Annotated in this window: 13 protein-coding genes; 11 read left to right on the plus strand and 2 right to left on the minus strand. The window is 60.6% G+C overall.

What is annotated here, in order from left to right; translation table 11 throughout:
• The first annotated feature begins 23 nt into the window (after positions 1-23).
• The 11 genes from hutH (WHX55_RS01705) (at position 24) to mdoH (ending at position 15218) form a co-directional block, all read left to right on the plus strand.
• The gene (gene hutH, locus WHX55_RS01705) at positions 24-1547 is read left to right on the plus strand and encodes a histidine ammonia-lyase (RefSeq protein ID WP_353741912.1); all 1524 of its coding nucleotides are present in this window, start codon (positions 24-26) and stop codon (positions 1545-1547) included.
• A gap of 113 nt (positions 1548-1660) precedes the next feature.
• A complete protein-coding gene (hutH, locus tag WHX55_RS01710; RefSeq protein ID WP_353741913.1) occupies positions 1661-3193 on the plus strand; it encodes a histidine ammonia-lyase in 1533 nt (510 codons plus the stop codon).
• 88 nt (positions 3194-3281) lie between these two features.
• Positions 3282-4688, plus strand: a complete 1407-nt coding sequence (locus WHX55_RS01715) for an amino acid permease (RefSeq protein WP_150726545.1) — start codon at positions 3282-3284, stop codon at positions 4686-4688.
• Positions 4689-4705: 17 nt separating this feature from the next.
• Entirely contained in the window at positions 4706-5911 is a 1206-nt protein-coding gene (gene hutI, locus WHX55_RS01720) for an imidazolonepropionase (RefSeq protein ID WP_353741914.1), read from the plus strand.
• A 10-nt stretch (positions 5912-5921) separates the two neighbouring features.
• Positions 5922-6725 (plus strand): N-formylglutamate deformylase, encoded by an 804-nt coding sequence (gene hutG / locus WHX55_RS01725; RefSeq protein WP_150755657.1) that lies wholly within the window; start codon positions 5922-5924, stop codon positions 6723-6725.
• Positions 6726-6991: 266 nt separating this feature from the next.
• Positions 6992-7948, plus strand: coding sequence for a choline ABC transporter substrate-binding protein (locus WHX55_RS01730; RefSeq protein WP_353741915.1), 957 nt, complete (start codon positions 6992-6994; stop codon positions 7946-7948).
• A gap of 155 nt (positions 7949-8103) precedes the next feature.
• Entirely contained in the window at positions 8104-9009 is a 906-nt protein-coding gene (locus WHX55_RS01735) for an alpha/beta hydrolase (protein WP_353741916.1), read from the plus strand.
• 104 nt (positions 9010-9113) lie between these two features.
• Entirely contained in the window at positions 9114-10085 is a 972-nt protein-coding gene (pip, locus tag WHX55_RS01740; protein WP_150726550.1) for a prolyl aminopeptidase, read from the plus strand.
• On the plus strand, positions 10082-10519 hold the full coding sequence (gene dtd, locus WHX55_RS01745; RefSeq protein ID WP_150726551.1) for a D-aminoacyl-tRNA deacylase: 438 nt from the start codon (positions 10082-10084) through the stop codon (positions 10517-10519). Before pip ends, dtd begins: the two co-directional genes overlap by 4 nt.
• A 321-nt stretch (positions 10520-10840) precedes the next feature.
• Positions 10841-12655, plus strand: a complete 1815-nt coding sequence (locus WHX55_RS01750; protein WP_150755660.1) for a glucan biosynthesis protein G — start codon at positions 10841-10843, stop codon at positions 12653-12655.
• On the plus strand, positions 12648-15218 hold the full coding sequence (mdoH, locus tag WHX55_RS01755; protein ID WP_353741917.1) for a glucans biosynthesis glucosyltransferase MdoH: 2571 nt from the start codon (positions 12648-12650) through the stop codon (positions 15216-15218). The genes WHX55_RS01750 and mdoH overlap by 8 nt, the downstream gene beginning before the upstream one ends.
• A gap of 167 nt (positions 15219-15385) precedes the next feature.
• On the opposite strand, the gene WHX55_RS01760 is transcribed toward mdoH, so the two are convergent.
• Positions 15386-16258, minus strand: a complete 873-nt coding sequence (locus tag WHX55_RS01760) for a hypothetical protein (protein WP_353741918.1) — start codon at positions 16256-16258, stop codon at positions 15386-15388.
• A gap of 449 nt (positions 16259-16707) precedes the next feature.
• Positions 16708-18624 carry a methyl-accepting chemotaxis protein gene (locus WHX55_RS01765; RefSeq protein ID WP_353741919.1) on the minus strand — a complete coding sequence of 639 codons (1917 nt, stop codon included), beginning with the start codon at positions 18622-18624 and terminating at the stop codon, positions 16708-16710.
• Positions 18625-18702: the final 78 nt, after the last annotated feature.

An 18702-nucleotide genomic window follows, 5' to 3' on the forward strand; every position in this document is an offset into this window, starting at 1 on the left:
AGGTTTGTACGCAGAGGTTGAAGATGTCCCAGGCTGAAAAAATCGTTATCACCGAAGCGCAGGTCACCTGGCAGGACGTGGTCGCTGTGGCCCGCGATGGCGCACAGCTTGAGCTGTCGGCGCCGATCTGGGCGCGCATCGAAAACGCGCAGGCCATCGTCCAGCGCATCGTCACCAGCGGCGAACGTGCCTACGGCATCAACACCGGCCTGGGCGCGCTGTGCAACGTCTCGCTGCAGGACGAACAACTCAGCCAGTTGTCGCGCAACACCTTGCTCAGCCACGCCTGTGGCGTTGGCGCGCCACTGACCAACGAGCAGACCCGCTCGATCATGTGCGCCGCCGTCGTCAACTACAGCCATGGCAAATCCGGCCTGCACCGTCAGGTCGTCGAAGCACTGCTGGCGCTGCTCAACCGTGGCATCACCCCACAAGTGCCGTCCCAGGGTTCCGTGGGCTACCTGACCCACATGGCGCACATCGGCATCGCGCTGCTGGGTGTCGGCAATGTCAGCTATCGCGGCCAGGTCGTTTCCGCGCAGCAAGCGCTGGCCGAAGAAGGCCTGCAACCGGTCAAGCTTGGTGCCAAGGACGGTTTGTGCCTGGTCAACGGTACGCCATGCATGACCGGCCTGAGCTGCCTGGCGATTGCCGATGCGACGCGCCTGCTGGAATGGGCTGACGTGATTGGTGCCATGAGTTTCGAAGCCCAGCGCGGGCAGATCGACGCGTTCGATGCCGAAATCATCGCGCTCAAGCCGCACCCGGGCATGCAGCAGGTCGGGATCAACCTGCGGGCCTTGCTCGACGGCAGCGAAGTGATTGCCCAGAGCAAAGGCATCCGTACCCAGGATGCCCTGAGCATTCGCTCGATCCCGCAGGTGCACGGCGCCGCTCGCGACCAATTGGTACACGCGACCAAACAGATCGAAACCGAACTCAACGGTGCCACCGACAACCCGCTGGTACTGGGCACCGCGGACAATTACCGCGTGGTGTCCCAGGCCAACCCGCACGGCCAGTCCGTGGCGATGGCGGCGGACCTGCTGGCGATTGCCATGGCGGAAATCGGTTCTATCGCCGAGCGTCGCCTGGACCGTTTGATCAATCCGCACGTCAGCGGTCTGCCGGCGTTCCTGGTGGCCAACCCGGGGGTGAACTCCGGGATGATGATCGTGCAATACGTCGCCGCTTCGCTGTGCGCGGAGAACCGTCAACTGGCGCAACCGGCGGTGCTGGACAACTACGTGACGTCGGGCCTGCAGGAAGATCACCTGAGCCTGGGCACCAACGCCGCGCTGAAGCTGCATCGCGCTCTGGAAAACTGCACGCAGATCCTCGCCATCGAGTACCTGTTGGCGGCCCAGGCGTTCGAGTTCCTCAAAGAACAACGCTTCGGTGCGGGCACCGATGCTGCCTGGCGTCTGCTGCGCGAGCACGTTGCCCCCTACGACCAGGATCGCTGGTTGGCACCGGACATCGCCGCCGCTGCCGCGGTATTGAAAGACCCGATTTTGCTGCACAACGCTTTTCCAGAACTGAACTGATTTCAATAACACCAGCGTGCCAAGGCGCGTCTCCCCAAAAGGCAGACGCGACGGACAACGGACATCTCCGGAGCGTCTGGTGAGTTAATAACAACTCTCAAAAGGAGCACAAAATGACTGCGCTAAACCTGATTCCCGGCCAACTGACCCTCGCCCAACTGCGTGACGTCTACCAGCAGCCGGTGAAACTGACCCTCGACCACAGCGCCTCGGCCCAGATCGAAGCCAGCGTTGCCTGCGTGGAACAGATCCTCGCCGAGAACCGCACCGCCTACGGCATCAACACCGGTTTCGGCCTGCTGGCCTCGACCCGCATCGCCAGCGAAGACCTGGAAAACCTGCAGCGCTCGCTGGTGCTGTCCCACGCTGCCGGTGTCGGCCAGCCGATCAGCGATGAGCTGGTGCGTCTGATCATGGTGCTCAAGGTCAACAGCCTGAGCCGTGGTTTCTCTGGTATCCGCCGTGTGGTGATCGACGCGCTGATCGCCCTGATCAACGCCGAGGTTTACCCGCACATTCCATTAAAAGGTTCGGTCGGTGCTTCCGGTGACCTGGCGCCTCTGGCCCATATGTCGCTGGTGCTGCTGGGCGAAGGCAAGGCGCGCTACAAAGGCGAGTGGATGGAAGCCACCGAAGCGCTGAAAGTTGCCGGTCTGACCCCTCTGACCCTGGCCGCGAAAGAAGGCCTGGCGCTGCTCAACGGCACTCAGGTGTCCACTGCTTTTGCCCTGCGTGGCCTGTTCGAAGGTGAAGACCTGTTCGCCGGTGCCTTGGCACTGGGCGGCCTGACCGTTGAAGCGGTCCTGGGTTCGCGTTCGCCGTTCGATGCCCGCATCCACGCTGCCCGTGGCCAGAAAGGCCAGATCGACGCTGCCGCCGCTTACCGCGACCTGCTGGGCGAGCGCAGCGAAGTCTCCGACTCCCACGAAAACTGCGAGAAGGTACAAGACCCGTACTCCCTGCGCTGCCAGCCACAAGTCATGGGCGCCTGCCTGACCCAGTTCCGCCAAGCGGCCGAAGTGCTGGCGATCGAAGCCAACGCCGTTTCCGACAACCCGTTGGTTTTCGCCGCTGAAGGTGACGTGATCTCCGGTGGCAACTTCCACGCCGAGCCGGTGGCCATGGCGGCCGACAACATGGCGTTGGCCATCGCTGAAATCGGTTCCCTGAGCGAGCGCCGTATCTCGCTGATGATGGACAAGCACATGTCGCAACTGCCGCCGTTCCTGGTGGCCAACGGTGGTGTGAACTCCGGTTTCATGATCGCCCAGGTGACCGCAGCGGCACTGGCCAGCGAGAACAAGGCGTTGTCCCATCCGCATTCGGTGGACAGCCTGCCGACTTCCGCCAACCAGGAAGACCACGTTTCCATGGCGCCGGCGGCTGGCAAGCGTCTGTGGGAAATGGCCGAGAACACCCGTGGGATTCTCGCGGTGGAATGGCTGGCGGCCGTTCAGGGCCTGGATCTGCGCGACGGCCTGAAAACCTCGCCGAAACTGGAAAAGGCTCGGGCCATTCTGCGTAACGACGTGCCGTTCTATGAGAAGGACCGCTTCTTCGCGCCAGACATCAATGCGGCGTCTGAATTGTTGGCCTCGCGTTGCTTGAACGAGCTGGTGACGGTGAAGTTGCTGCCTAGCCTGTAAGGGCCCCTCGCTGGCAAGCCAGCTCCTACAGGAGCTGGCTTGCCAGCGATTCGATTTTGCGTCGAATAACAATAATTAGGGACGAGAAATGCAACAGGCAGAAAAAGGTTTGAAACGCGGGCTCTCTGCCCGACATATTCGCTTCATGGCGCTGGGGTCGGCAATCGGCACCGGGCTGTTTTATGGATCTGCCTCGGCCATACAAATGGCCGGGCCTGCGGTACTGCTCGCTTACCTGATCGGTGGCGCGGCGGTGTTCATGGTCATGCGTGCCCTTGGTGAGATGGCGGTGCACAACCCGGTGACGGGCTCGTTCGGCCAGTACGCCAGCACCTACCTGGGGCCAATGGCGGGCTTCGTCCTCGGTTGGACCTACGCATTCGAAATGGTCATCGTCGGCATGGCCGACGTCACGGCATTCGGTATCTACATGGGCTTCTGGTTCCCGGAGGTTTCCCGCTGGATCTGGGTGCTGGGTGTCGTTTCCATCGTTGGCGGCCTGAACCTGTGCAACGTCAAAGTCTTCGGTGAAATGGAGTTCTGGCTGTCGCTGCTCAAGGTCGCGGCCATCGTCGCGATGATCCTGGGTGGTTTCGGCATCATGTGGTTCGGCATCAGCTCGGCCCCTGGCCAGGCAACCGACATCAGCAACCTCTGGAGCCACGGCGGCTTCATGCCCAATGGCATGGGCGGTCTGATCGCTTCGTTCGCGGTGGTGATGTTTGCGTTTGGCGGTATTGAAATCATCGGCGTAACGGCAGGTGAAGCCAAGGACCCGCAGCACGTGCTGCCCCGGGCGATCAATGCTGTACCGTTGCGGATCCTGCTGTTCTACGTGCTGACGATGCTGGTGCTGATGTCGATCTTTCCATGGCAGCAGATCGGCAGCCAGGGCAGCCCGTTCGTGCAGATCTTCGACAAGCTGGGGATCGGCTCGGCGGCCACCATCCTCAATATCGTGGTGATCACGGCGGCGATTTCGGCGATCAACAGTGACATCTTCGGCGCTGGCCGCATGATGTTCGGTCTGGCCCAGCAAGGGCATGCACCCAAGGGCTTCGCCCGCCTGTCGCGCAATGGCGTGCCATGGATGACGGTCGTGGTGATGAGTGCCGCGCTGTTGCTGGGCGTGTTGCTGAACTACCTGATCCCGGAAAACGTGTTCCTGCTGATCGCTTCCATCGCGACCTTTGCCACGGTGTGGGTCTGGCTGATGATTCTGGTGACCCAAGTGGCCATGCGCCGGTCCATGAGCGCCGAGCAGGTTGCACAACTGAAATTCCCGGTACCGCTCTGGCCCTATGCGCCGGCGGCGGCGATTGCCTTCATGCTCTTCATCTTCGGCGTGCTGGGCTATTTCCCGGACACCCAGGCAGCGCTGATCGTCGGCGTGGTCTGGATCGTGTTGCTGGTGCTGGCTTACCTGACGTGGGTGAAACCGGCGGCGGGCCAGGCAGCCCTGGTGACGCAGGATCCTACTTTTTCTCATCGATAACCTAATGGAGGCCACGGATGAAAACTCTCTGGCAACACTGCCACGTCGCAACCATGGCACAAGGCGTCTACTCGATCATCGAGGACGCGGCCATCGTGACGTCAGGAGCGCACATTGAGTGGATCGGCCCGCGCGGTGAGTTGCCGGCGGGCGAGTACCCGGCCGTCAATGATTTGAACGGGGCCTGGGTCACACCGGGCCTGATCGACTGCCACACTCACACGGTGTTCGGCGGTAACCGCAGCGGTGAATTCGAACAGCGCCTGCAAGGCGTCAGCTACGCGCAAATCGCCGCCAGCGGTGGCGGCATCGCCAGCACTGTGCGCGCCACCCGTGCCGCCAGCGAAAACGAGTTGTTCGCCAGTGCCGCCAAACGCCTGAAAAGCCTGATGCGTGATGGCGTCACCAGCGTCGAAATCAAGTCCGGCTACGGCCTGGACCTGGCCAACGAGCGCAAGATGCTGCGCGTGGCCCGTCGCCTCGGCGCCGAACTGCCGGTCAGCGTGCGCAGCACCTGCCTGGCGGCTCACGCCCTGCCACCGGAATACGTCGATCGCGCCGACGACTACATCGATCACATCTGCGCCGACATGCTCCCGGCCCTGGCTGCCGAGGGATTGGTGGACGCGGTGGACGCGTTCTGCGAGTACCTGGCGTTCTCCCCGGCGCAGGTCGAGCGGGTGTTCATAACCGCCCAGGAACTGGGCCTGCCAGTGAAGCTGCACGCCGAGCAGTTGTCGTCGTTGCATGGATCGAGCCTGGCGGCGCGTTATCACGCGTTGTCCGCCGATCACCTGGAGTTCATGACGGAGGACGACGCCATCGCCATGGCCAAGTCCGGCACGGTTGCGGTGCTGTTGCCCGGCGCCTTCTACTTCTTGCGCGAAACCCAATTGCCGCCGATGGAAGCCCTGCGCAAACACGGCGTGAAAATCGCCATCGCCAGCGACCTCAACCCGGGCACCTCGCCGGCACTGTCATTGCGCCTGATGCTGAACATGGCTTGCACCTGTTTCCGCATGACCCCGGAAGAAGCCCTGGCCGGCGCGACGATTCATGCCGCCACCGCGCTGGGCATGGCCGACACCCATGGCTCACTGGAGGTCGGCAAGGTTGCGGATTTCGTCGCCTGGCAAATCGATCGTCCGGCCGACCTGTGTTACTGGCTGGGCGGCGACCTGGAAAAACGCGTCGTGCGCCACGGCGTCGAATCAAGTCTGTAGGAGATCTGTTGTGGATAAGGTTCTGAACTTCAAACAAGGCCGCGTACCGCTGCTGATCAGCATGCCCCACGCTGGTGTGCGCCTGACGCCTGCGGTCGAAACCGGATTGATCCCCGATGCGAAAAGCCTGCCGGACACCGACTGGCACATTCCGCAGTTGTACGATTTCGCCGCTGAACTGGGTGCCAGCACCTTGGCCGCCGAGTACTCGCGATTTGTCATCGACCTGAACCGGCCATCCGACGACAAGCCGTTGTACGTCGGCGCGACCACCGGTCTGTATCCGGCCACGTTGTTCGACGGCATACCGTTGTTCCGCGAAGGCCTGGAGCCTTCTGCCGATGAGCGCGCGACCTATCTTGAGCAGATCTGGACGCCGTACCACAGCACCCTGCAGCAGGAACTGGCGCGTTTGAAAGCCGAGTTCGGCTACGCGCTGTTGTTCGATGCGCACTCGATCCGCTCGATCATCCCGCACCTGTTCGACGGCAAGTTGCCGGACTTCAACCTCGGCACCTTCAACGGCGCCAGTTGCGATCCACAGCTTGCGACGCGACTGGAAGCGATCTGCGCGCTTCACGACAATTACACCCACGTACTCAACGGGCGCTTCAAGGGCGGGCACATCACCCGCCATTACGGCAATCCGGCCGAGAACATCCACGCGGTGCAACTGGAACTGGGTCAGTGCACCTACATGGAAGAATTCGAGCCGTTCCGCTATCGCCCGGACCTGGCGGAGCCGACGCGGGTGGTGTTGAAGGAGTTGCTGCAAGGGCTGTTGGCTTGGGGCGAGAAGCACTACAACCGTTAATACTGTCGCAAAACCCTGTGGGAGCGAGCTTGCTCGCGATGGCGTACTGTCAGGCAACATTAATGTCGGATGTTATGGCCTCATCGCGAGCAAGCTCGCTCCCACAGGTTTTCATATGCCTCAACATCTGCACATGACAGTCGCCACCGTGCAAAACACGGTCGCCACAGTTCGCTTTCACCACTCGTCTGCTGCGTAATGTTCTGGCCACGGTGCACAAAGACACCGCCCCGACAATAATCCGCTGCCGCACGAGAATGCTATCCATGACAAGCCCCAAAGGTCTGTTCACCCGCTGTCTCTCAATCTTCTGCGGTACCGCTCTGTTGAGCGCCGGCGCCATGGCCGCGGACGACGCTTCCTGCAAAACCGTGCGCATGGGCGTGGTCAACTGGACCGACGTGATCGCCACCAGTGGCATGGCCGATGTGCTGCTCAATGGTCTGGGCTACGAAAGCAAGCAAACCAGCGCCGTGCAGCAAATCATCTTCGCCGGCATCCGCGACAAGCGACTGGACATCTTCCTTGGTTACTGGAAACCGGCGATGGATAAAAACATCGCACCCTTCGTGGCTGCCAATCAGGTCAAGGTCATGGACAAACCGAGCCTGGCCGATGCCCAAGCCACGCTCGCGGTCCCTGACTATGTGGCAGCGGCCGGCCTGAAAACCTTCTCCGACATCGCCAAATTCAAGGATCAGCTCGGCGGCAAGATCTACGGCATCGAGCCGGGCAGTGGCGCCAACACCACGATCAAGACCATGATCGAAACCAATCACTTCGGCCTCAAGGACTTCAAACTGATCGAGTCCGGTGAAGCCGGCATGCTCGCGGCCGTGCAGCGGGCAGTGAACCGCAAGGAGTTCGTGGTGTTCGTCGGCTGGACCCCGCACCCGATGAACATCAACATGAAGATCGACTACCTGACCGGCAGCGAAGACGTCTACGGGCCGAATGAAGGCGCCGCGACGGTCTCAACCGTGACTGCGCCGGATTACGCCCAGCGCTGCCCGAACGTCAATCGGCTGCTGGAAAACCTGACGTTCACCGCCGCCCAGGAAAGCCAGTTGATGGTGCCGATCATGGAGCGCCAAACGGCTCAGGATGTCGCGAAAAAATGGCTGCGTGACCATCCAGAAGACTTGCAGCGCTGGTTGGCCGGTGTCAGCAGTTTCGATGGCAAGGATGGCGTGGCCACGGTTCAGACCAGCCTGAAGAATTGACCCTCGTCTGATCTGTGCAAGACCTGTGGGAGCGAGCCTGCTCGCGAAGGCGGTTTGACAGTCAACATTGATGTTGGATGTGCCGGCCTCTTCGCGAGCAGGCTCGCTCCCACAGGGTGGGGTCCCACACATTTCCCTGAACGAGCACCAGGCTCATGGCTCCTTACCCGCTTTCCAGGCAAATGACGGCATTCGTCGACAAAACCCTGAGTTTCAACAGCACCGACAGCAGTATCAACGGGTTGCGCCAGGCCTACAGCGATATGTGCCGGGCGTTTACCCCGGCACGCCCCGCCGGGTTGCATGTGGTCGATTTCGAGTTGGCCGGTGTTGCTGTTCGTTCCTATCAGCCACCGGCCAGCGGTGCGTCGTGTATCGTTTATCTGCATGGCGGCGGCTGGGTGGTGGGGGACCTGGATTCCCACGATTTCATCTGCGCCGAATGGGCATCGACACTCGGTGTACGGGTGATCGCCGTCGATTACCGCCGGGCACCGGAGCATCCGTTTCCCGCCGCGTTCGATGATTGCCTGAAGGTCTGGCGAGCACTGCGCACCGGGCCGTTTCAACTCGATCCTGCGCGTACGCTGGTGGCCGGCGACAGTGCCGGTGGCAACCTCGCGGCGGCGTTGTGCCTGGCGTTGCGCGATGCCGGCGAGCCGCTGCCGTGCGCGCAGGTGCTGATCTATCCGGGGTTGGGTGGCGATCACCGGCTGCCGTCGCGCAGTGAGTGCATCGACGCGCCGTTACTCAGCAGCAGTGACGTCGATTGCTATCACGCGCTTTACCTGCAAGGCACCCGTCATCCGAACGCCTACGCCATGCCATTGCTCGCCACGGATTTCAGCGCACTGCCACCGGCATTGATCGCCGTGGCGCAATTCGACCCGTTGCGTGATGACGGCGTGCTGTATGCCGAGCGACTCAATGCCTCGGGCGTGGTTGCCACGCTGTATGTCGGCGAGGGCTTGGTCCATGGCTGTTTGCGGGCCCGAGGGCAGGCAGCCGAGGTCGATGCGCTGTACGAAACCTTGTTCGGATATCTGTCGGCAAAACTCTGACTCTGCACGGGCATGCTCATTAACGTAATTCGGGTTTATGATGCCGGACGGCAGAATAATAGAAGTCCCCCCAGGGATGACCTCGACCCCTTACGGAGTGCGCAATGCAGACTTTGTACCCGCAGATCAAACCCCACGCCCGGCACGATCTGGCCGTCGACGAAACCCACACGCTGTATGTCGACGAAAGCGGTTCACCGGAAGGTTTGCCGGTGGTGTTCATCCACGGCGGCCCCGGTGCCGGATGTGATGCCCAGAGTCGTTGCTTCTTCGATCCGAATCTCTATCGCATTGTCACTTTCGATCAGCGCGGCTGCGGTCGCTCCACGCCTCACGCCAGCCTGGAAAACAACACCACCTGGGATCTGGTCGCCGACCTGGAGCGGATTCGACAGCACTTGGGCATCGACAAATGGGTGCTGTTTGGCGGCTCCTGGGGTTCGACCCTCGCGCTGGCCTACGCGCAAACCCATCCTGAGCGGGTACACGGCCTGATCCTGCGCGGGATCTTTCTCTGCCGTCCGCAGGAAATCGAATGGTTCTACCAGGCCGGCGCCAGCCGCCTGTTCCCCGATTACTGGCAGGACTACATCGCGCCGATCCCGCTGGACGAGCGCGACGACTTGCTCACCGCGTTCCACAAGCGCCTGGTCGGCAACGACCAGATCGCCCAGATGCACGCGGCCAAGGCCTGGTCCACCTGGGAGGGCCGCACCGCGACCCTGCGTCCCAACCCGCTGGTGGTCGACCGTTTCTCCGAGCCACAACGTGCGTTGTCGATTGCCCGCATCGAATGCCACTACTTCAGCAACCACGCCTTCCTGGAGCAGAACCAGTTGATCCGCGACATGGGCAAGATCGCCCATTTGCCCGGCGTGATCATCCATGGCCGCTATGACGTGATCTGTCCGCTGGATAACGCCTGGGAATTGCATCAGGCCTGGCCGAACAGCGAACTGCAGGTCATCCGCGATGCCGGTCATGCCGCTTCCGAGCCGGGCATCACCGACGCGCTGGTACGCGCCGCCAATCAGATGGCCCGGCGTCTGCTCGACCTGCCGCCTGAAGAAGCATGAAGGGCCTGCTGCAACGGGTGCGCGGCGCACGAGTCGAGGTCGCGGGCGAGATCGTGGGTGCCGTCGATCAGGGATTGCTGGTCCTGGTAGCCGTCGAGCCCGACGATACGCGGGCCAGCGCCGACAAACTTCTTAATAAACTGCTTAACTATCGGGTATTCAGTGACGCTGAGGGCAAGATGAATCTGTCCTTGGCGGATGTGGGCGGCGGGCTGCTGCTGGTCTCTCAGTTCACTCTGGCTGCCGATACCAAAAGCGGGTTGCGTCCGGGTTTCTCGACCGCGGCCCCTCCGGCGCTGGGCGAGGAACTATTCGGCTATCTATTGAACAAAGCGAAACAGGTGCATGGCACTGTGGCATCAGGTAGATTCGGCGCGGATATGCAGGTGCACCTGGTCAATGATGGCCCGGTAACCTTCCTGTTACAGACCTGAAAGCGTTTGAAACAAGTTTTTACGTTCATTTCGACTGAAAACAGGGCTTTTTCGCGATAAATACTTTGTTACCCCTGATGCGTTGTAACGCGGCCTACTAGATAATCCCGCGCTACGGGGATCAGCGTTCGTTGGTCCATTTTGACTTAGGTAGAGACTTGTCCGGATCCGATTGGGGAATCATTTCGCCCCAGCGGAGTCGGAACAATGCTCGCCAACTTGGCAAGAGTGGTTTGCAAGGGCGGTTTTTTCATACCGTACACCGTGCAGGCCCTTTAACTGGCCGTTGGTTTTTTGATCTGTTTTCGGCGAGGGTTGCTCGTGATTGTTAGTCCCTGTAACGCACCAAAATTGTCTGCCAAACGGTTACGCAGCGCCCTGGTAGCGGGTTCTGCACTGCTCTGCCTGCTCAGCGCCGGTCAGCTTTGGGCATTCAGTCTGGATGATGTATCGGCCAAGGCAAAAGAGCTGGCCGCGCAGAAATACGAAGCGCCGCGCAGTAACCTGCCGAACGAGTTCCGCGACATGAAATTCGCGGACTATCAGAAAATTCGTTTTCTGACGGAAAAAGCCGAGTGGGCCGATCAGAAGACGCCGTTCAAGCTGTCCTTCTATCACCAGGGCATGCATTTCGATACGCCGGTGAAAATCAACGAAATCACCACGAACACCGTCGAAGAGATCAAGTACGACCCGAGTCGTTTCGATTTCGGCGACATGCAGTTCGATCCCAAGGCCACTGAACAACTGGGTTATGCCGGTTTCCGTGTGCTGTACCCGATCAACAAGGCCGACAAGCAAGACGAAATCATGACCATGCTTGGCGCGAGCTACTTCCGCGTCGTCGGCAAGGGTCACGTCTATGGTTTGTCCGCTCGCGGCATGGCGCTTGATACCGCATTGCCGTCTGGCGAAGAATTCCCGCGTTTCCGCGAGTTCTGGATTCAGCAGCCCAAGCCAGGCGACAAGCACCTGGTGATTTTCGCCCTGCTGGACTCTCCTCGTGCCACCGGCGCCTATCGCCTGACCCTGCGTCCGGGCAGCGACACCATCGTCGACGTCAAGGCGCAGATGTTCCTGCGTGACAAGGTCGGCAAACTGGGCATCGCTCCGTTGACCAGCATGTTCCTGTTCGGCGCCAACCAGCCGTCGAAAGTACTGAACTACCGTCGCGAGCTGCACGACTCCAGCGGTCTGGCGATCCATGCCGGCAACGGCGAGTGGATCTGGCGTCCGCTGAACAACCCGAAACACCTGGCCGTGAGCAACTTCAGCGTGGAAAACCCGCGCGGCTTCGGTCTGCTGCAACGTGGCCGCGACTTCAGCCACTACGAAGACCTCGACGACCGGTACGACAAGCGCCCAAGCGCCTGGATCGAACCGAAGGGTGACTGGGGCAAGGGCACAGTCGACCTGGTCGAAATTCCGACCGCCGACGAAACCAACGACAACATCGTTGCCTTCTGGAACCCGGAAAAATTGCCGGAACCTGGCCAGCCGCTCGATGTCGCTTATCGTATGCACTGGACCATGGATGAAGCCTCGATTCACGCGCCGGACAGCGCCTGGGTCAAACAGACCCTGCGTTCCACCGGTGACGTCAAACAATCCAACCTGATTCGTCAGCCGGACGGCAGCGTTGCCTACCTGGTGGACTTCGAAGGCCCGTCCCTGGCGGCATTGCCGGCCGATACGGAAGTTCGCAGCCAGGTCAGCGTCGGCGACAACGCCGAGCTGGTGGAAAACAGCGTGCGCTACAACCCTGAAACCAAGGGCTGGCGCCTGACCCTGCGGATGAAGATCAAGGATCCGAGCAAGTCCACCGAGATGCGTGCCGCGCTGGTGCAGAACATCGTGCCGGCGGATCTGTCCAAGACTTCGATTCCGTCGTCGAACTCGTCGGTTGCCAAGGCCGACAAGGTTGCCGCCAAGCAACAAGAGAAAGCGGACAAGGAAGCCAGGCAAGCGGAGGCCAAGCAGGCCGAAGCGAATCCTGTAGCAGATGCCAAGGACAAGGCCAATCAAGACGCCAAGCAGCCTGCCGCTGCCGACGCGGCCCCAGCCACACCGGAATCGGCCCCGACTGAAGAAGTCCTGACCGAGACCTGGAGCTATCAGTTGCCTGCCGATGAGTAACTCACAAGTACGGCCAGAAACTCTTTCCGAGTATCTGGCGCATCTGCCGATGACCGACCAGCAGCGCGCGGAACTCGCGGGCTGCCAGTCTTTCAGCGAATTGCATGAACGCCTGTCATCGTCGATGTTCGACGCCCCGACCGAAGCCGCCCAGGCTTCGGTGGGCAAACGCCTGACGCTGAGCACTGCCGAAGAGCTGCAGGACGCGGAAATGCTGGTGCTCGACGCCAACGGCCGGGTCTGCCTCAAGGCGACTCCGCCGATCCGGCGGACCAAGGTTGTGCCGGAGCCGTGGCGCACCAACATTCTGGTGCGTGGCTGGCGCCGGATGACCGGTCGTACCAACCCGCCGAAGCCGCCGAAGGACGAACGTGTACTGCCGGCCGCGCGCTGGCGTACCGTGGGTTCGATCCGTCGCTACATTCTGTTGCTGCTGATGCTTGGCCAGACCATCGTCGCCGGCTGGTACATGAAAGGCATCATGCCGTACCAGGGCTGGTCGTTCGTCGACCTCAACGAAGTGCTGCACCAACCGCTGCTGCAAACCGCCACGCAAGTGCTGCCGTACGCCTTGCAGACCAGCATCCTGATCCTGTTCGGGATTCTGTTCTGCTGGGTATCAGCCGGTTTCTGGACCGCGCTGATGGGCTTCCTCGAATTGCTGACCGGCCACGATAAATACCGTATCTCCGGTAAAAGTGCCGGCAACGAGCCGATTCCGAAGGATGCGCGCACCGCCCTGGTGATGCCGATCTGCAACGAAGACGTGCCACGGGTATTCGCCGGCTTGCGGGCGACCTTCGAGTCGGTGGCGGCCACGGGTGACCTGGACCGCTTCGACTTCTTCGTCCTCAGTGACAGTAACGACGCCGATATCTGTGTCGCCGAGCAACAGGCCTGGCTGGACGTCTGCCGTGAAGCCGGGGGCTTCGGCAAGATCTTCTATCGTCGCCGCCGTCGTCGCGTAAAACGTAAAAGCGGCAACCTCGACGACTTCTGCCGTCGCTGGGGTGGTGACTACAAGTACATGGTCGTACTCGACGCCGACTCCGTGATGAGCGGCGAGTGCCTGACCAGTCTGGTGCGCCTGATGGAAGCCACGCCGGATGCCGGGATCATCCAGACCGCGCCACGGGCGTCGGGCATGGACACCCTGTATGCGCGCATGCAGCAGTTCGCCACTCGCGTGTATGGCCCGTTGTTCACCGCCGGCCTGCACTTCTGGCAGCTCGGCGAGTCGCACTACTGGGGCCACAACGCGATCATCCGCATGAAGCCGTTCATCGACCACTGCGCCCTGGCGCCGTTGCCGGGTAAAGGCGCGTTCTCCGGCTCGATCCTGTCCCACGACTTCGTTGAAGCCGCGTTGATGCGCCGTGCCGGCTGGGGCGTGTGGATTGCCTATGACTTGCCGGGCAGCTATGAAGAACTGCCGCCAAACCTGCTGGACGAACTCAAGCGTGACCGTCGTTGGTGCCACGGTAACCTGATGAACTTCCGCCTGTTCCTGGTCAAGGGCATGCACCCGGTGCACCGCGCGGTGTTCCTGACCGGTGTGATGTCCTACCTGTCGGCGCCGTTGTGGTTCTTCTTCCTGGTGCTGTCGACCGCGCTGCTGGCGGTCAACACGCTGATGGAGCCGCAGTACTTCCTCGAACCGCGCCAGCTCTATCCGCTGTGGCCGCAATGGCACCCGGACAAGGCGATTGCGCTGTTCTCGACCACCATCGTGCTGCTGTTCCTGCCGAAACTGTTGAGCATCATCCTGATCTGGGCCAAGGGTGCGAAAGAGTTTGGCGGCAAGTTCAAGGTGACCCTGTCGATGCTGCTGGAGATGCTGTTCTCCATGCTGCTGGCGCCTGTGCGGATGATCTTCCACACCCGTTTCGTCCTCGCCGCGTTCCTCGGCTGGGCCGCGACCTGGAACTCGCCACAACGTGACGACGACTCCACGCCATGGAGCGAAGCGGTCAAGCGCCACGGCCCGCAAACGCTGCTGGGTTTCTTCTGGGCACTGCTGGTGATCTGGCTGAACCCGAGCTTCCTGTGGTGGCTGGTGCCGATCGTCGGTTCGTTGATGCTGTCGATCCCGGTCTCGGTGATCTCCAGCCGTGTCGGCTTGGGCCTGAAGTCCCGTGACGAGAGCCTGTTCCTGATTCCTGAGGAATACAATCCGCCGCAGGCCTTGCTGGCCACCGACCAGTACACCCACGAAAACCGCTGGCATGCGCTGAACGACGGCTTCGTCCGTTCGGTGGTCGATCCACAGCAGAACGCCCTGGCGTGCTCGCTGGCGACTTCCCGGCACAATCAGGCTGAGCCGATTGAGTGGTTGCGGATCGAGCGGGTGCGGCACGCGATGAAAGTCGGGCCTGAAGGCCTGACCAATAACGAGCGTGTGCAACTGCTGAGCGATCCGGTGGCCCTGGCCCGCTTGCATGAGCAGGTCTGGAGCGAAGGTCACGCCGAGTGGCTGGGTGCCTGGCGCAAGTCGGTGAAGGCCGATCCCCATGCACCGTTGCTGCCGCTCAAGCCATTGGGCGTGCAGGCCCAGCCGGCCTGATGAAAGCCCCCCCGCTCCGACTCTGGAGCGGGGATGTTGATCAAGAAAGATCGCAGTCTTCGGTCGCTCCTGCAGGTGTACGCAAACTCTGCAGGAGCGGTCGAAGGCTGCGATCTTTTGCTTTGTATTCCTCAAGCCAAAGAATGCCGCAGCGGTGTGCCCGCCGCTTACTGGCCAGACCTGGCCAGATTCAACGCAATGCATTGCTCAACAATGCCCGTATCCTGAAAGAAGTCGGCGTTGATGATGTTGAACACCTGATGCTGGGGGTGGAACACCTCTGCCCACACCGTGGTATTACGCGGGAGACGTACGGGCCCTCCGATGGGGTCGTAAACGGTAGCCGACAGGGATGTCATGGCTGAGGTCGAGGCCTCTTTCCTGGCTGTGTTCACAATAAAGCTTTCGAGGTCTGCCCTGGACGTGAGGTTTTTGCCGGTCCACAAATGCCTGATGTTGTCCCAGTACGCTCCGCCATTCCAACAAATGATCACGTTATTATTGGGATAATTCCGTTTGATTTCGGCCAGGGTAAGTTGACGGGCGGCCGGAGGAATAAGCAGGTGATTGAGTTGGCTTAACTTTTTTTTGAAGCGCTCCAAGCTGTTTTTCAGATTTCTGCCTGTGTCGAAACTGTGGATGTCCAGTATTACCAGTTCACCGTAATTATTTTCTGCGAAAGAGCGGACGGCTGAAATGCATGGGTCGATATTTCTGCCGTCGAGTACATGACTGCATTGAAATAATTCGGTGAACTTGTAGCTCGGCATTTTGCCTCCGCCAGTATCCTTTTTGTAACTATTGTCGACAATGCGTAAATCCAGAACGCGGGCGCCCTGATTGAGTTGAGTCAGAAAAATATTATCCTGGCAGGCCGCCCAATGTCCGCCAATGGGATCCACCGACCCGCGGTCCATGCCGGAATTATGCGCAGAGGGTAATGCGAGTTGATGAACCCGCATGTTTTTGATTTTTTCGTAAATGGATGTCATCCAGGCGTTGTTGGGGATGCTGTTGGAGGTGATCGGGGAGATGTTCATACTTCACTCCTTGTGAAATAAGTCGACCGTATCTGCTGCTGAATAATTAGTAAGTTGCCAGGCAGTGCAAAGAGTGCGGTCGATGTTGTTAATTGAGAAGTTAAACTAGCATGCAGATAAAAATGTTGTGAGGTGGTTAGTTTTTCTTGAGGTTTTTAGAAGATGACTTTTCCGTGGTGCTAAAAGTATGGTCACGAAGGAAAATTTAGAAGTTCAAATTTAAAGTCGATGCATTTGTGCAGATGATGCGGGCAGGATAAGGAGTCCTGATTTGGAGGGGTGTACAGTTTTTAGGGCTATTAGTTGTAATGGGTATTTATTTTGATGGGTTTGGTAAGTTTGACTTGCGGTTTGGCAAATTGATTTATCGGACTCTACACATAAAAAACCGGTCGGCGCGGGGAGCGCCGACCGGCTCATATCGACACGTGGCGAAGCTGCAAGGTTTTTTAAACTTTGAACCGCCCTACCAGCATCTGCAAATGCGTCCCCAACCGCGCCAGCTCAACGCTGGACGCCGCCGTCTCTTCACTCGCCGCCGACGTCTGATCCGACACATCCCGCACATTCAGCACGCTACGGTTGATCTCTTCAGCCACGGCGCTCTGCTGTTCAGCGGCTGCAGCAATCTGCTGATTCATTGCCTGAATCGCCGAGACGGTGCGGGTGATGCTTTCCAGTGAGCCGCCGGCGCGGCGGGTCAACTCTACGCTGCTGTCGGTCAGGCTGCGGCTGTTGTCCATGATGGTCGCCACTTGCTGGGTGCCGTTTTGCAGGCCGACGATCAGCTCTTCGATCTCTTCGGTGGACTTCTGAGTGCGCTGGGCCAGGCTGCGGACTTCGTCGGCGACCACGGCAAAACCACGTCCGGCTTCACCGGCGCGGGCTGCTTCGATGGCGGCGTTGAGCGCCAACAGGTTGGTTTGCTGGGCCACGGACTTGATGACGTCGAGCACGCTGCCGATCTTGTCGCTTTCGCGCTGGAGTTCGCCCATGGCCTCGGTGGAGTGACCGACTTCCTTGGCCAGGCGTTCGATCTGGGCGATGGCTTCACCGACCACTTTGTCGCCCTCACGAGCTTGCTGGTCGGCGGCGACGGCGGCTTCGGAGGCTTCTTCGGCGTTGCGCGCAACTTCCTGCACGGTGGCGGCCATTTCGTTCATGGCAGTGGCGACCTGATCGGTCTCGACCTTCTGGCTGTTGACTCCGGCGCTGGTCTGCTCGGTGACGGCTGACAACTCTTCGGCGGCGCTGGCGATCTGCGTGACGCCATCGCTGATGCCGCCGATCAGTTCGCGCAAGCCCTGGGTCATGCTCTGCATGGCACGCTGCAACTGGCCGAGTTCGTCGCGGCGCTGCGACGTCAGGTTGTGGGTCAGGTCGCCACTGGCGACGCGCTGTGCCACGACCAGGGTCTGGTTCAATGGAATGATGATCTGCCGGGTGATCGCCCAGGCGGCCAGCAGGCCGAAGGCGATGGCCAGAGCGGTGGCGAGGGTCAGCATGTTCTTGGCATGGGCGGCGTCGGTGTCGCGCACGACGGTTTGCGAGACGGTGAGTTTCTGGCTCATGTCCACCAGGATGTCGCCTTGGGCAGACATGCGTACCAGGGCCTTGGCGCTGGCCACCTGGGAGTCGCGGAACTGGCTGACGGCGGCACGGTAGGCCTTCAGTGAATCAGTCGCCTGTTGCAGGTTGGCGATGTGTTCTTCAGGCAGTTTGGCCGGCAGACTCTCGAGGTTCTTCAGGGCGTTGTCGATCGCGTCGAGGGCTGGCTGTTCGGCTTCGCTCTTGCCGCTGTAGGTGTAGCCGCGAACCTGGAAACGCGCCTGCTGGATCAGTTTGCTCAGGTCGATCACGCTGTTGAACGCCGCCACGCTGTCGCCTTGGAGTATGGATTTTTCCACTTCGGCGACGCGGGTCACGGCATTGTCGGCGGTGGCGCCGAGTTTGCTGCGGGCGTCTTCACGTTGGGCGCCGGCCTGGGTCATGTCGTTGAAGGCACGACGGTATTCGGCGACAGCGGCCAGTTGTTGATCGACCATGGCCGTATCGGCCGGTTGCTCGATCAGGCCACGGGCAGTCTGCAGGCCGCTTTCGAGCTTGCCCAACAGATCGTTGACGGCGCCGGGACCCTGTTCACCGCGACGCATCTCGTAATCCAGGCGGGCAATGCGCAGGTCTTTGGTCAGGTCGTTGAGACTGGCGATGAACCCCAGTTTATCGCCACGGCTGGTCACGCCGCTCAGGCCGCTCCAGCCGGTGAAGGTGATCAGCAGGGTGAGTAACAGCACCAGGCCGAAGCCGATCCCCAGCTTGCGTTTGACGCTGACGTTTCCCAGATTCTCGGCTAGCCATTGGTACATGCTGAAACTCCCTGGACCACAATTTGGTTTTATGGGGGATGTATCGGCAGGGGTGCGAGGTTCTGTAGGCGCTGCCCG

This window comes from Pseudomonas fluorescens (assembly GCF_040448305.1).
In the GTDB taxonomy this organism is placed as follows: Bacteria; Pseudomonadota; Gammaproteobacteria; order Pseudomonadales; family Pseudomonadaceae; genus Aquipseudomonas; species Aquipseudomonas fluorescens_BH.